16 protein-coding genes are annotated in these 13,599 nt (G+C 45.6%); 2 read left to right on the top strand and 14 right to left on the bottom strand.

Annotated features, from left to right (window positions below; genetic code table 11):
• The 3 genes from AC1DOV_RS16010 to AC1DOV_RS16000 are packed head-to-tail and all read right to left on the bottom strand — an operon-like array spanning window position 1 to window position 4,689.
• Window positions 1-1,479, bottom strand: a complete 1,479-nt coding sequence (locus tag AC1DOV_RS16010; RefSeq protein ID WP_477550422.1) for a Na+/H+ antiporter subunit D — start codon at window positions 1,477-1,479, stop codon at window positions 1-3.
• The gene (locus AC1DOV_RS16005; protein ID WP_054025754.1) at window positions 1,472-1,810 is read right to left on the bottom strand and encodes a Na(+)/H(+) antiporter subunit C; all 339 of its coding nucleotides are present in this window, start codon (window positions 1,808-1,810) and stop codon (window positions 1,472-1,474) included. Before AC1DOV_RS16005 ends, AC1DOV_RS16010 begins: the two co-directional genes overlap by 8 nt.
• Window positions 1,811-1,812: 2 nt before the next feature.
• Window positions 1,813-4,689 carry a Na+/H+ antiporter subunit A gene (locus AC1DOV_RS16000; protein ID WP_477550421.1) on the bottom strand — a complete coding sequence of 959 codons (2,877 nt, stop codon included), beginning with the start codon at window positions 4,687-4,689 and terminating at the stop codon, window positions 1,813-1,815.
• 260 nt (window positions 4,690-4,949) lie between these two features.
• On the opposite strand from AC1DOV_RS16000, the gene AC1DOV_RS15995 reads away from it, so the two are divergent.
• Entirely contained in the window at window positions 4,950-5,204 is a 255-nt protein-coding gene (locus AC1DOV_RS15995; protein WP_477550420.1) for a hypothetical protein, read from the top strand.
• A gap of 23 nt (window positions 5,205-5,227) precedes the next feature.
• Here the strand turns inward: AC1DOV_RS15995 and rpsR are convergent, their stop codons facing one another.
• From rpsR to rpsF, 3 genes are all read right to left on the bottom strand, one after another.
• Complete coding sequence (gene rpsR / locus AC1DOV_RS15990; protein ID WP_054025756.1) at window positions 5,228-5,512, bottom strand: 30S ribosomal protein S18; 285 nt, start codon at window positions 5,510-5,512, stop codon at window positions 5,228-5,230.
• A gap of 99 nt (window positions 5,513-5,611) precedes the next feature.
• Window positions 5,612-6,133, bottom strand: a complete 522-nt coding sequence (gene ssb / locus AC1DOV_RS15985; RefSeq protein ID WP_054025757.1) for a single-stranded DNA-binding protein — start codon at window positions 6,131-6,133, stop codon at window positions 5,612-5,614.
• Window positions 6,134-6,169: 36 nt separating this feature from the next.
• Complete coding sequence (gene rpsF / locus AC1DOV_RS15980) at window positions 6,170-6,454, bottom strand: 30S ribosomal protein S6 (protein ID WP_054025758.1); 285 nt, start codon at window positions 6,452-6,454, stop codon at window positions 6,170-6,172.
• A gap of 271 nt (window positions 6,455-6,725) precedes the next feature.
• On the opposite strand from rpsF, the gene AC1DOV_RS15975 reads away from it, so the two are divergent.
• Complete coding sequence (locus tag AC1DOV_RS15975) at window positions 6,726-6,908, top strand: YjzC family protein (protein ID WP_076266580.1); 183 nt, start codon at window positions 6,726-6,728, stop codon at window positions 6,906-6,908.
• 640 nt (window positions 6,909-7,548) lie between these two features.
• On the opposite strand, the gene AC1DOV_RS15970 is transcribed toward AC1DOV_RS15975, so the two are convergent.
• From AC1DOV_RS15970 to AC1DOV_RS15935, 8 genes are all read right to left on the bottom strand, one after another.
• Window positions 7,549-8,283 (bottom strand): hypothetical protein, encoded by a 735-nt coding sequence (locus AC1DOV_RS15970; RefSeq protein WP_477550419.1) that lies wholly within the window; start codon window positions 8,281-8,283, stop codon window positions 7,549-7,551.
• Between the two features lie 827 nt (window positions 8,284-9,110).
• The gene (locus AC1DOV_RS15965; RefSeq protein ID WP_477550418.1) at window positions 9,111-9,482 is read right to left on the bottom strand and encodes a phBC6A51 family helix-turn-helix protein; all 372 of its coding nucleotides are present in this window, start codon (window positions 9,480-9,482) and stop codon (window positions 9,111-9,113) included.
• A gap of 39 nt (window positions 9,483-9,521) precedes the next feature.
• Complete coding sequence (locus tag AC1DOV_RS15960) at window positions 9,522-9,839, bottom strand: DUF2577 domain-containing protein (RefSeq protein ID WP_477550417.1); 318 nt, start codon at window positions 9,837-9,839, stop codon at window positions 9,522-9,524.
• Between the two features lie 21 nt (window positions 9,840-9,860).
• Window positions 9,861-11,804, bottom strand: coding sequence for a phage tail tape measure protein (locus AC1DOV_RS15955; RefSeq protein WP_477550416.1), 1,944 nt, complete (start codon window positions 11,802-11,804; stop codon window positions 9,861-9,863).
• The gene (locus AC1DOV_RS15950; protein WP_477550415.1) at window positions 11,804-12,202 is read right to left on the bottom strand and encodes a hypothetical protein; all 399 of its coding nucleotides are present in this window, start codon (window positions 12,200-12,202) and stop codon (window positions 11,804-11,806) included. The genes AC1DOV_RS15955 and AC1DOV_RS15950 overlap by 1 nt, the downstream gene beginning before the upstream one ends.
• A gap of 13 nt (window positions 12,203-12,215) precedes the next feature.
• Window positions 12,216-12,593, bottom strand: coding sequence for a hypothetical protein (locus AC1DOV_RS15945; protein ID WP_477550414.1), 378 nt, complete (start codon window positions 12,591-12,593; stop codon window positions 12,216-12,218).
• A 39-nt stretch (window positions 12,594-12,632) separates the two neighbouring features.
• Window positions 12,633-12,962, bottom strand: coding sequence for a hypothetical protein (locus AC1DOV_RS15940; RefSeq protein WP_477550413.1), 330 nt, complete (start codon window positions 12,960-12,962; stop codon window positions 12,633-12,635).
• Window positions 12,962-13,597, bottom strand: a complete 636-nt coding sequence (locus AC1DOV_RS15935; protein WP_477550412.1) for a hypothetical protein — start codon at window positions 13,595-13,597, stop codon at window positions 12,962-12,964. Before AC1DOV_RS15935 ends, AC1DOV_RS15940 begins: the two co-directional genes overlap by 1 nt.
• Window positions 13,598-13,599 lie beyond the last annotated feature (2 nt).

Genomic DNA, 13,599 nt, shown 5'->3' with positions numbered 1-13,599 from the left:
CTACTCCTTTAATACGGCATCGATATACTGCGCCGGATTGATAAGCGTATGCCCTGCTTCAGAAACGTATTGGTACACCCATTCCGATCCTATGCCCATCGCAACGACGATCAAGCATAACCCTGCTGTGGAAACAATAAATCCTTTATTAACGGCAGGCAGCGATTCGGCGTTTTTCATTTCTGCACCCCAGAAAGCCGCCATAAATATTTTGATCAAGGAATAGAGCACGATGAAGCTTGATGCTAGCGACACAGCTGTAAGCCAGAAATATTTTTCCTGAAAGCCGCCCATAATGATCAGCAGTTTTCCTGTGAATCCACTAAGTGGAGGAATGCCTGCAATGGCTAACGCTGTGATAAAAAACATCCAGCCCATAAACGGATAACGCTTGATCAAGCCTCCCATTTCCTTTAAACGCCCCGTACCAGCAATATACATAAGCATTCCTCCAATGATAAAAAGGAGTGCCTTGGCAACCATATCGTGCAGCAAATAGAACACGACTCCATCTAGCGCTTCCTTTGAGCTCACTGCTAACCCAAAAGCTAGAAAACCAACGCTGATGATGACATTGTAGTTCAAAATACGGCCAATATCGGAATAAGCGGCTGCCCCGAAAGCGCCTAAAACCATCGTTGCAGCGGCCATCCAAGCCATCCAATGATGCGTAATCGCAGGTTCATGATAAAAGATAAGCGTAAATGTCCGTATGAGAGCATATAAGCCTACTTTCGTGAGCAGCGCACCAAACAATGCGGATACCGCTGCCGGAGGCGCACTATAAGAGCCGGGCAGCCAGAAAAATAGGAACAGTCCCGCCTTTAAAGAAAATACGATCATGAACAGTATCGCTATGACGTTCAAGACGCCGCTCTGACCTACTTCAGCTATGCGCTGTGATAGATCCGCCATATTCAAAGTGCCTACAACTCCGTACAAATAGGCGACTGCTGCTACAAATAGTGTTGAGGATAAAATATTAATTAATATATATTTCAACGTTTCGCGGAGCTGCTTCTTCGTCCCTCCAAGCACGATAAGCGCATAGGAGGAAATGAGCATAACCTCGAAGCACACAAATAAATTAAACAAATCTCCCGTAAGAAACGATCCGCTCACACCGACGAGCAGAAACTGATAAAACGGATAAAAATAATATTTTTCTCTCTCCTTGCCGATCGTTCCGAATGCAAAGAACAAACAGAAGGTGCCGACAATCGAAGTAGCCAAAACAAGCAATGCGGCAAGCATATCCCCAACGAACACAATACCATATGGCGGCAGCCAGCCTCCCATATGCAGCGTTTGAATGCCCTCCGTTTTTACTTGATAGATAAGGACAATAGCTGCAGCCAGATTAAAAAGCATACCAATCACACTTATCCAGCGCTGCCCGATCACACTATTTTTAAAAAACAAAAGAATAACTGCCGTACACAAAGGAATGAGAAGCGGGAATACAAGCAGATTATTCATCGTCATTCCCCCTTAACTGCTCCATATCGTCAGTACCCAGCTTCTGATAAGCCTTATACGCGAGTACAAAGAAAAAAGAGGTTACGCCAAAGCTAATGACGATAGAAGTTAGAATCAGAGCCTGCGGCAGTGGATCAACATACGTTTCCGCCTTTTCGCCAAGCAGCGGCGCAGCTCCTGTTTTCAGCTTGGACATCGTAAGCAGCAGCAAATGAACACCATGGGTAAGGATAGAGGTTCCCAAAATGATACGCAGCAGGCTTTTGGACAAGATCAGATACACCCCGACTGTAAAAATAACACCGATTGCGAGTGACATATACAATTCCATAGCTACTTATCCCTCCCTATCGTTAAAATGATGGTCATCGTCACGCCAATAACGGTCAAATATACCCCTAAATCAAACAGCATTGCCGTAGCAAGCTCCGTATCACCCAATAGCGGCAGCTCGAAGTGACCAAAGGCATGACTGAGGAATGGTGCATCAAATATAAAAGATCCTACTCCCGTCAAAATAGCAATCGACAGCCCAATCGCTGTTAATACTCGGAAATCGATAGGAATGACCTCTCGCATCGTCTGCAATCCAAAGGCCATCGTAAGCAAAATAAATGCAGCCGACGCCATTAATGCCCCGATAAATCCTCCGCCTGGGTGGTTATGCCCTGCGAACATCAAATACACTGAGAACGTTAATATAATGAAGATAACGACTTTCGCTATCGTTTTCAGAATAACATCGTTGCTTCTTACTACTGGAAACGCCAGCTTTCCTCTATTGCTTTGCTTAGGCAGAAACACTCTTTCATCCTCTGTATCCAGCTTCAGCTTAATCATGGAATAAATACCTAACGATGCGATGGCAAGGACAACAATTTCAAGCATCGTATCAAAGCCGCGGAAATCAACGAGGATGACGTTAACCACATTTTTGCCGCCCGCTAATTCGTAGCTCTCTTTTAAGAAAAAGTCTGATATAGAATCAAACGCGCGATTTCCGCTTGCACCAAGTGCAATTAAAGTCATTATAATCCCCACACTAAGCGCAATAACGAAATTAGATAGTCGAAAACGCAAGGCGGCTATTTCCTTGCTCAGCTTCGGCAAATGATAGAAACATAAGAGGAACAGCGTCACCGATACTGTCTCGACGATCATCTGAGTCAAAGCTAGATCAGGCGCCTGTAGGATGACAAAAAACAAGGTGACCATATAACCTGCCGCACCCGTTAAAATGATAGCCATCATTCTCGACTTCGTAAACGGTATAGCAATAACCGATATGACTAAGACGATAATAATAACCGCCTCATATACGGATATTGGAGCATAATCCGAGAACTGAAACACATTCACTTTCTCTTGAATCATCGTTAACCCAAGCGACACAATTAGAAATACAAAAATGTACATCAAGTAGTGGCGAATGGAACCCGTCATATAACGGTTGGTCAACCGATTGGAGCCTCTATCCAATACTCGAAGTCCTCCATCATACATTTGGTTCAATGAGATGTGCTGGAAGAGCGGTTGATTGATCCACTGGATACGTTGATGAAACTTGAACAAAAGTGTCCCTGCAATAACAACGCCCATCGTCATAAATATTTCAGTTGTCCAGCCATGCCAGAATTGAATATGCACGAGGAAACGCTCGCCGGGCAGCAGCACATTCGGATGAATCGCAGCCATGGCAGGTTCAATTAAAGAGTACGCAAGCAGATTTGGGAACAAACCGATAACGACAGCTAAAGAAGCAAGAATGACCGGGGAAATAAGCATGCCGAGCGGCGCTTCATGCGGCTTCTTCGCCAACTTCTCAAACTGTGCTGGTCCCATAAACGTTCTAAATAGCAAAATCATGCTGTATACAAATGTAAATATACTTGCAACCCATGCGATAACGGGAATGATAGCCAGCATAAATGAAACGTTGAAAAAGTCCAGCTGCCTAATATTAAGAGCCGCTGTAAAAAACATTTCCTTGCTCAAAAAGCCATTAAACGGTGGCAGGCCCGCCATCGAGAAGGCTCCAATAAGCGCAATGGGGAAGGTTATTGGCATTAGAGCCATAAGACCGCCTAGCTTGCGAATGTCTCTCGTCCCTGTTTCATGGTCAACGATCCCGACAACCATGAACAAAGCACCTTTAAACACAGCATGGTTGATCAAATGAAAGATGGCTGCCATCGTAGCTTTTGCATAAAAGAGTGAATCTGTACCTCCTGTATAGAAAGCCGCCGCCGATCCAAGTCCAAATAAACTCATCAGCAAGCCGAGTTGGCTAATCGTTGAGAACGCGAGTAATGATTTTAAATCCGTCTGCTTCATCGCTCGGAAAGAGCCATAAATCATCGTCACAAGACCAAAGAACGAAACGAGCCAGAACCAAGCCGACTCTCCAGAGAAGATTGGACTGAACCTTGCGACTAAATATAAACCTGCCTTAACCATCGTCGCTGAGTGCAGATACGCACTTACAGGGGTTGGAGCCTCCATCGCATCGGGCAGCCAAATATGGAATGGAAACTGCGCCGATTTCGTAAACGCTCCGACTAGAATAAGCAGCATTGCGGGCAAAAACAATACATGGCCGCTTAGCGTATCAACGCTGCCGATGATCTCACGAATGCTAAAGGTGCCTGACATCACATATAGCAGTACAAAACCAGCCAGCATAGAGAGGCCGCCGAATACTGTAATAAGCATAGATTTTAATGCGCCATATCTCGATTTCTCTCTATGGTTCCAGAAAGCGATCAGCAAGAACGAGGAAATACTCGTCAGCTCCCAGAAACCATACAGCACAATAAGATTATCTGATAGGACAACCCCGAGCATAGCCCCCATAAATAGAAGCAAATAAACATAAAAGGATGTTATCGCTTCCTTATTTTTATCCAAATAATAAATCGAATAAAGGACGACTAACGCGCCAATTCCCGTAATTAATAAGGCAAATAATAAACCTAAACCATCCAAATAAACGGTGAAATTGACTCCTAATGAAGGTATCCATGGGATGGTTGCCGTTATGGTTTCACCGCTTTGAATCGCTGGTATTTTCCATAGAAAATAACTAAACAGCAAAATTGGCAAAGGCAGAATAATCCAACCCGTATGAAGTCCATGCAGCAGCTTTCGCAGCAAAGGACTAATAGCAGCCATAATAAATGGTAAAATGATGATGACAGATAGCAAAAACACTCTCCCCTTCCTCTACATATGACTTCCATAGCTTTTCCCTATTTCTATAAAAGTACTTCCATTTCTGCCGGAGCCTTAAAAAAACGCAAAAAGAGCCCGCTGTTGGCAGGCTCCTCCGATAAAAAAGTTAATTTAGTTGTTTTTTGACTACACTTTAGTATATCGTTCAAGTCTAAAATTGTCAAAAGAATTGAGATGACAAAGCGGGGAGAATGAAAATAGTTAAAATGGGGATTACTCTTACTAAAGGAGTGATCATCATGCGGCGTACAAAAATAGCGATCAGCTCATTCATTTTCATTCTGATTTTAACTGGCGCATGGCATTTGGATCAGCAAATGGATCAGCAGCGAAGCAAACAGGTGCTGCAGCCTGCATCCTTACTGCAATACAAAATATATTCTGCGCATGATTCTATCCATCATTTAGAGCCATATTCCCCTTATTTACCTCGTGAATATATGCGTATCATTCGATTAGAAATACAAAAAAAGCCTACTGAGAAACCTCAGTAGGCTTTTTGATTCCAGACATCAACCTATTCAGTCGTGTAAGGAAGCAATGCGATTTGACGTGAACGTTTAATTGCGATTGTAAGCAAGCGTTGGTATTTCGCGCTTGTACCAGTCACACGACGTGGCAAGATTTTGCCGCGCTCGCTAATAAACTTTTTCAACAAATCAACATCTTTATAGTCAATTTTAGAAATTTTGTTTACAGTGAAGAAACAAACTTTACGGCGTTTGTTGCGTCCGCCTTTACGTCCGCTGAACTTACGTTCTGGACGCTCGTCGCCACCGTTATCTCTTTGCTTGAAAGCCATGATAGGTATCCTCCTTATCGTTGAAAATATTACAATTACACAACAGCTAAAGGCTGTGCAACTGCTCCATTGACATGTGCAGCCTGAGCTACACCATTATCAAAATGGCAAATCATCCTCTGATATATCAATCGGGCGTCCGTCATCCTGAAACGGATCACGGCTGTCGTTACGTGAGTTATTACCAGATGGACGGTTACCGCTGCTTTGGGACGCATTGCCGCCGAAATTGCTTCCGCCGGTGCTTGTACCGCCGCTGTAGCTGCTTCCACCCTCTTCACGCGATCCACCGCCATCTTTGTTGGATTCCAAGAACCGAACGTTATCAGCGATAACTTCCGTCACGTAGACGCGTTTGCCTTCGTTGTTCTCGTAATTCCGAACTTGAATGCGACCTTCAACCGCTGTTAAGCGGCCTTTGCGCAAATAGTTGGCGCAAGTCTCGGCCAGTTGACGCCATGTTACAACCGGAATAAAATCCGCTTCACGCTCACCTTGACCACCGCTTGTAAACGGACGATCTACTGCTAACGTAAATTGTGTAACTGCGACACCTGCAGGTGTATAGCGAAGCTCTGGGTCTCTCGTCAATCTACCAATTAGTATAACACGATTCAACATCGTTTCTGACCTCCCAATCGAACAATCCAGCTTGGATTAAGCGGCGTCTCTGACGATCAACGAACGGATAACTTCATCCGTAATCTTCATGATACGGTCAAGTTCATTTACAACTTCAGTAGTTGCATTGAAATGAACGAGTACAAAATAACCATCACGAAGCTTGTTGATTTCATACGCAAGACGACGTTTTCCGCTCACATCTTGCTTTGTGACTTCTCCGCCATTGGAGATAATGCCATGGAATTTGTCAACGATCGCTTGCAAGGCTTCTTGCTCAACGTCTGGACGAACGATGTACATTACTTCATATTTGCGCATATTGTTTCACCTCCTCTTGGACTAACGGCCCCATAAATGGAGCAAGGAACGAGCTTCTGCTCGCATCTCTATACTATATCAAATCTGAACGCCTATGACAAGCGAAAATAGATGATGGTGCTGCTCAGGCAACTTCTGGCGATGATTCATCCATTTATAGCCGTTATCTGCTACTCATGCAAATTCCATTGCCCGCTAATACTACAACATGAAGGGATAGATCATGTGCATTTATCTATCCGCTCTAAATATAAGCTGGAGGCTGATCATAATGGGTGAAGGTACAATGTTTTCGCCGGGCGACAAAGCTCCGAATGATGGCACATACATCGAGGACGGTGTGAACTCATTTCATATGGGAATCAATAATCCGAAGAAGGTCAAACTCAGCAAAGGGCAGCGTTTTCCTGACACCTCTAACCACGAGCGTAAATGGAAACGAATGGGCCATTAATTTTTCCACATGGTTTTGAATAATAAAACATCAGTTTGGCCATTCTAATTTTTGACGGTGCAAGAGAGGTGTGGTTCCATTGAACCATTTCGGCAAACGCGGAGACACTATACCCGTCTAAAAACGGATTAGCTCTCATCGCGTGAGGATTTCGTCCACTCAGGAGAGAAGCGGAGGGTTGTGCCAAAGACACTTGTCTGTAACACACGCGCATTCGAGCATTGATACACGTTACCGTTCAATCGGCCGTGTATGATTGTGCTCAAAAGGATTTAATGAAGCTTTAGCTGATTTGTTCCGATTGACGAATGATGTTTCAACAGCTTGCAGTGAGAATTGATCGACTCAGCCATTATTCACCGTCAGGAAGAGAGCTCGCAAGAGCTCTCTTTTCTATATTATTTATTCCTTTGTATTTCCTAATCTATTAAAAAGACATAAAAAAACGGTTCCTCTGAAGGAACCGTAAATGTTTAATATAATGGCGGAGAAGGTGGGATTCGAACCCACGCACGGTTTGACCCGCCTAGCTGATTTCGAGTCACGTTGTCGATACGTTATGCGCGCTAAAGCCCCGTAATATATACGTTTGCTTGCGTCCACATTACGGACTGATTCGGTTACCTCTACGTTTATTAAATTAGTTTCTACTATTATATAACACGTTTAGTGCCGTAGCAAACTGTTTCCCATCGATCCCTAATTTATCCATTAACTTCTTTGAAAAGCTTTCATCTTTATAAAGTAACTTAGCAAAACTAATTGAGAATTCTTCTAAAACGTCAATAAAATCAGCAATAAAATCATCACCTAAAACGATTTTCCCATCAGCGACAGTAAAATCATACAAACTTAATATTTGTACTACGCTTTTATTACTTTTTCCATCCTCATGTACAAAGCGATTTCTGATTTTCATCATATCTGATATGTATTCCCAGTTAGAAATACCGTTCAATTCTGAGTGACCTTTACTAAGTAAAAAACTCTTAGCATTTTGAATAATACTCATTTTTTTATGTTTTCTTTTGTAATTTGTGTAACTCTTGTCAGTATCATAAGCAAGACAAGAGGTTGTTATAACCATCTCAATAAATGCACATAGTGAGGTCAACAAGGATATTCTCATTATGTTTCCAAATGCATTGTATTTTAGTATTTCGCTATGATAACTCAAAAGTTCCATTGTCAAATTTTTAGGCTCGTTTTCAACATATTTATGATTGTCATCTAACAAAGTTTTATCGCTAGTTATAGTGCTATTAATATAATTGTTGTAATCTCTGAAGTATTTTAGATTCTTAAGTACTGGATAGGATTCTGCGGCCATGGTTATTCTCAAATTATTATTAATTTCTTCAATGCTTTTTCCCAATCTGTCACTTCCTTTTAGTTTCTTTTGTAAAATATTTGAATGCCTTCATAATATCACAACGTTAGTTTTGATGTTAGGAGCGTCTTTATCATTCGTTTTCGTACTCCGAGCCTCCCGAGTTCTAATGACAACGTGGATACTGCACGCGGTTGTAGAAGACAATACGACAAGGGCCCTTGGGGTCAACGTTACTCGTGACGGCTACTTATGCATAAATATTCACGTACATACCTAGCTGATTGATAATCATCACGGTGTCGAAAACGGTCGCGATCGTAGAGTTTACGCGGATATCCATACGAGGGCGGGCGTGGCGTCTTTTATACAGCGTAATCATGCGCAATTTATGCATATTTAACGTATAATTATGCACGCTGACCCCCCGAAATTTTAAGACCCCTCGCGCCAAGAGACGTCAGCAGGTAAAATGCACTATAACTCCGGTATACTCCGGTATAAAAATCGCTATCATCCCATATGCCGCGTGGTATTACGGTCATTTCACGTCATCGGAGTCGTATGTAGCCCCACGTAGCCTTCATATGTACGGATTTGTCCGGCAATTAACGCTGAAATACCGCGTCACGCATGCATTTACGGACTCTCATACGCTCAGACACGATTATTTAACGTTTGGCTACATACGTACCCCTCGTATTGTTCAAAACGTAACCTTACGTTACTTTAGTTTCATCACGTGAAACCGCGTAAAACTGCGTAAGAATGCGTATACGTACGATAATACGTGATTACGTAAAATTCCCCCGTAAGGTTACATTAACGCAAAAAAGGACCGCTCCTCCACGTAGGAAGAACGGTCCTTTTCGTTATTCTGCGCGAAGTTGAAGCGCTGCAATACGAGCTCTAAGCGTCTCAACGTCCACGGCTTCTTTAACTTTCGCTTCAATCCGGACTTGATCGACGAGAATATCGTTCGCCTGCAGTATTAACTTCGCTGCGGCCGCTGATTTATGCGTAATTGCACTGTCTGCCATCGCGTTAAGTATATCCGGTAGACGATCGCCGGTATGACGAACCATTTCGCGCTTCAATTCCTGTTGAAACTCGTCATCGCGGCGCCATTGCCACAACGTTTTACGCGTCACACCGCACAATTCCGCGATTTCGTCCTGCGTCTTGCCTCCGTTCTTTACTTGCGCGAGCCATTCGATTGCGACCCATTGCCCTGCGTTTAGCATATAATCACGTTCCTTTCTATTTTTGCACGTACTCACACGTTAAATCCGATCTATTACGAAATACCTCTGCCCCTCGCTTGCTTGTACGACGATAACGCGGTCATCAACGCGCAATCCGCTCTCGATCGTAACCTCTTCGCTGATACCATCCGCGCGCTTCAACGTCACGGTATAGTTCGTCAATCGCTCCGCAACTACGAAATCATTCGCATCGATATCGATCTTCATGCCATCAATGCGGATAAGTAGCGGCGAAACAGAGATAACCGTAGCAAATTCGTATTTATCAAATGGGTTCGCGCCGATCCTTCTTATTAAGCCGTGGAGTTTGGACGCGGCTCCGCCTTCATCAATCATTTTAAAAAACCTCCCGTTACATTATCGCAGCTTCAACGCGATCTCACGCCCCCCCCCCATTGCTTGATCTGCGCTATTAATCATGCGATATAACTGCGTTGCGATTTCGTTTACGTCCGATTCCTTGCGTACGTTTAAACCGCCGTTAACGATGATATTCACGCCTCCGCCTGATCCCTCGCCGTTTCTATACTCGCGAGCTTGTCCGCGGTTTAATACGGCTTCGTCCTTGTGGAGTATGGACGGAAATCCGTTATAGGGGACCCGTGATAGACCGCCGGATTCCTTATGTTTCGCGAATAATCCCTGCAGACCCGTTTTTCCATCCGGAAACTGCGCATTATCGCCGCTGACAAACGGAATAGAAGGAATCGAATTCCAAGCCTTCTGCATATATCCGTTTAGTTCCTGCCCGATTGAACGAGTAGCTCCTTCGGTTGCGGTAACGGCAGCAGCTCCGAGTTTTACGGGAATCGGTCCTGGCGTAGCTGCGCCTACTATCATACCGCTAAGGAATGGGTGATCCTTTAACATGCTATTAAGACCCGACAAGATTCCGGTACCTACCGATTGACCGAGTTTAAGTCCTATCTCCGCAATAGTTCCTACGGAATTTCCTAACGAAGCTAACAACGTCGCCGTAATGTTCTCGGATACCGCCGTAAACGTCGCCTGACCGGAGCTCGCCCACCACGTATCAAATACGCTTTTGACATCCGCAGCTACGACCTTAACTTTATCCGCGAAGTTTAACGCCATGAAATCGTCATTTTCGAAGTAGTTCGTATTAATGAATGTACGTAGCTTCTCCATCGCGCTCGACATGGCTGCGGTAATCTGCGGAGTGTACTTTTCGACCGCATCAGCCGCCATCGTCGCGAAGTCTTTAATAATCGGCATCGTCGGTAACAGTGCCGCAATCTGCAACGTCTCAATAGCGCCCTTAAACTGTTCGACCGCACCGGCTGCGTTATCCATTTTCTTCTTCGCAACGTCGAGCGCGGTTACTTGCGACATTTCCTTCCGGAATTTCTTAACTCCGTCAGCGCCTTCGTTGTACAGGATATTACCGGCACGCACCGCATCTGAGCCGAAGATCATTTCTAACGTTAGCGACCGTTGTTGATTCGTAAGTTTCTTCAACGATTTCTGCAACGTTCCGGATATGTCGTCGAGCGATTTAATATTACCGTCCGCATCGTAGAACGCATTAGCGCCCTTAGCCGTCATCAATCCGAGTTTCTTAAATAGCGCGATCTGATCCTTCGTCGTCGGCTGTAAATTCGATAGCATCGTTTTCAGCGACGTACCAGCATCGGAGCCTTTGATACCGTTGTTTGCGAATAGACCGAGCGCCACGTTCGTATCTTCAAACGTAAATCCTACGCCTGCTGCAACCGCTGATACTGCCGCCAATGAGTATCGCAACTCGTCGACGCCCGTAGCGGATGCGTTCGCTGTACCCGCGAGTATGTCCGCAGCTTTAGCGGCGTTTAATCCGTCTTTCTTATACGAGTTAAGCGCGGTCGACATGATCTCGGCAGCATCCGCAAGTCCGAGTCCGCCTGCCGTCGCCAAGTTGAGCGCCGCTTCTAGTCCGCCCGCTTGTACGGTCGCTGGCGTTAAGCCCGCCTTTAACAACTCTTCGATACCTTGCGCTGCTTCTAACGCGTTATATTTCGTAGCCGCGCCCATCTTAAGCGCAAGCGCCTGCATCTTCGCCATCTCATCGTTACTTGCGCCGGTCAGCGCTTGGATTGACGAGAATTGCGATTCGAAGTTCATCGCTTTTTTAATCGAGTCCGACGCGACGGCCACTGCCGATACTCCGGCCGTTAACGCTCCGAGTCCTGCGGAAATCCCCGTCAACTTCGCACCGAAACCGACTATATTTGACGTTGCTCTACGTAGCGGACGTGACATATCGTCTACTAACCGCAAACGTGCCATTAAATCAAATGCCATTACACTCCAACTCCTTTCATTCGGTCTTTGTACGCATGATCAAAATACTCTGCACTCGATTTCGTTGCTCGCGTATAGAATTGCTCTGCCGTTTGCCACGCTTTTGCATCGCTACCAGCTGCGCCTTTGATCGACGCCGCGATACCGTGACGAAACGATTGGAAGCCGCTAATAAGCTTCGCTAGTGCTGCGCGCTGTGCCATTCGTGAGAACCGGATCGCCTTAAGGTCCGCGATCGCCTGCGCGAATTTATCGTCAGCGATGCGCATATCTTGCGTGAACCTTTCTAGCGTAATCTCGCCGGTGCCCAACGCTTTGACGCGGATCTCTTGATAAGTCCCGCTGTACGGTAAAATGCTGGCGCAAATGACGCTCACTTTCACGTATTGCTCTGTCATCCGATCACCTCCGTTATTTTTCTTCGTTATCCCAATAATCGACGGTCGCCTTATAAGACTTGTCGAAGTATTTATCGCTTACTTCCCAACGCTGCTCGCCGCTCTCCGCAGTCTTAATGACCGCAGTTAAACCGTGCCGGAACTCGCCTAGCCCTTCGATTAATTTAGCGAGCTCGTTGCGTTGGGATTCTTTCGGAAAGCGTATAAGGCGTAGCTCCGCGATTCCATCCGAAAAAACATCATCCGCAATGAGCATCGCGTCAACAAACTGACGGACCGTAATTTGCTTGAAATGCAGCGCCCATGCGTTTTTCGAAAAATATCCGCCACTATGGTCCGAGACTGGCCCGAGAATTTCGCTGACCTTTTCGTAAAGTTGCTTCGTGTCCATCCGTCACCTCCTCCGTTTAAATTAAAAAGACCGACGCAGTTACGCGCCAGTCCGTTGATCCTCGATTTTTGTTTTCAGTGCTACATAAGCTACTCGGTCGGTAATAAGCCCTGTCTTTTTCGCCTGTACTCGCGCTGCCTCTACTTCTTCCACGGTTACCGATTCTGCCGGCGCTGGCGGCTCCGCGGGCTTGTCCGGACCATCGCGATGAATACGTTTGGCTTCCGCAAACAGGGCGCGATGTTCAAGACGTCCGGTCGTTGCGGCTGCCTTTGCCATTTGCTCGACGTCCGCTTCGCTAATTTCGGAGCCGTCCGCTAGTTTACGCTGAATGCCGCTAAGCGTGGAAACAATGTCGCGCTGATCCATTACTTTGCACCTCCGGTTTTAATACGCTTAATGCCGTCCGGTAATTTACGGTACTCCTCGATATTAATAAGGTCTTCGCGTAGAATGTTCGGAAGTTGCACCCCGCTGTCGATCATGTGTACAGAGCGGTGATCGCCTGGGCGGGTCTTATCGTCCTCATATCCAAGGTCAGCTATGAGTTTATACATTGGAGAGTAGTCCGCCATCAGCTCATAATAGTCGAGAACTGCGTTATAGTAGGCCGTTTTTGCCTCTGCCATACGGTCGAGAATCGGCTGCAACTCCGTCTCCTGTATCACGCGTATATGCGGACCGTTCCAGTCGAGCACAAGGTCGCGTACGCTAATACGGTCGACCGCGCCTGCCTGACGTCCGTAATCGCTCGCCTGCCGCCATTCCTCTTGCGCGGTTACATGATTACGCTCGGCTTCCGCTAGTTTATCGCGATTAGCTGCCTTCTCCGCGCTCAGATCGACGCCTTCCGCAAACTCACGTTTAAGCAACGCGGACTGTGCGAATTTAGCTTCTGCAACAAGTTCGTACGCGTCAACCACTTTAAGCCGGTAACCCTCGATCACCTTATGGAATCGCGCATCCTGCTCTGTGTATTTCTCGTATAAGTCCCATTTTCTCATCG

Source organism: Paenibacillus sp. 01T47 (genome assembly GCF_056398245.1).
This window is presented reverse-complemented; position numbering and strand designations above follow the sequence as displayed.

What these genes read in the sequence shown, in the direction of transcription:
- AC1DOV_RS16010 (WP_477550422.1), bottom strand. Translation starts at nt 1,479, where the DNA reads ATGAATAATCTGCTTGTATTCCCGCTTCTCATTCCTTTGTGTACGGCA.
- AC1DOV_RS16005 (WP_054025754.1), bottom strand. Translation starts at nt 1,810, where the DNA reads ATGGAATTGTATATGTCACTCGCAATCGGTGTTATTTTTACAGTCGGG.
- AC1DOV_RS15995 (WP_477550420.1), top strand. Translation starts at nt 4,950, where the DNA reads ATGCGGCGTACAAAAATAGCGATCAGCTCATTCATTTTCATTCTGATT.
- rpsR (WP_054025756.1), bottom strand. Translation starts at nt 5,512, where the DNA reads ATGGCTTTCAAGCAAAGAGATAACGGTGGCGACGAGCGTCCAGAACGT.
- ssb (WP_054025757.1), bottom strand. Translation starts at nt 6,133, where the DNA reads ATGTTGAATCGTGTTATACTAATTGGTAGATTGACGAGAGACCCAGAG.
- rpsF (WP_054025758.1), bottom strand. Translation starts at nt 6,454, where the DNA reads ATGCGCAAATATGAAGTAATGTACATCGTTCGTCCAGACGTTGAGCAA.
- AC1DOV_RS15975 (WP_076266580.1), top strand. Translation starts at nt 6,726, where the DNA reads ATGGGTGAAGGTACAATGTTTTCGCCGGGCGACAAAGCTCCGAATGAT.
- AC1DOV_RS15965 (WP_477550418.1), bottom strand. Translation starts at nt 9,482, where the DNA reads ATGCTAAACGCAGGGCAATGGGTCGCAATCGAATGGCTCGCGCAAGTA.
- AC1DOV_RS15960 (WP_477550417.1), bottom strand. Translation starts at nt 9,839, where the DNA reads ATGATTGATGAAGGCGGAGCCGCGTCCAAACTCCACGGCTTAATAAGA.
- AC1DOV_RS15955 (WP_477550416.1), bottom strand. Translation starts at nt 11,804, where the DNA reads ATGGCATTTGATTTAATGGCACGTTTGCGGTTAGTAGACGATATGTCA.
- AC1DOV_RS15950 (WP_477550415.1), bottom strand. Translation starts at nt 12,202, where the DNA reads ATGACAGAGCAATACGTGAAAGTGAGCGTCATTTGCGCCAGCATTTTA.
- AC1DOV_RS15945 (WP_477550414.1), bottom strand. Translation starts at nt 12,593, where the DNA reads ATGGACACGAAGCAACTTTACGAAAAGGTCAGCGAAATTCTCGGGCCA.
- AC1DOV_RS15940 (WP_477550413.1), bottom strand. Translation starts at nt 12,962, where the DNA reads ATGGATCAGCGCGACATTGTTTCCACGCTTAGCGGCATTCAGCGTAAA.
- AC1DOV_RS15935 (WP_477550412.1), bottom strand. Translation starts at nt 13,597, where the DNA reads ATGAGAAAATGGGACTTATACGAGAAATACACAGAGCAGGATGCGCGA.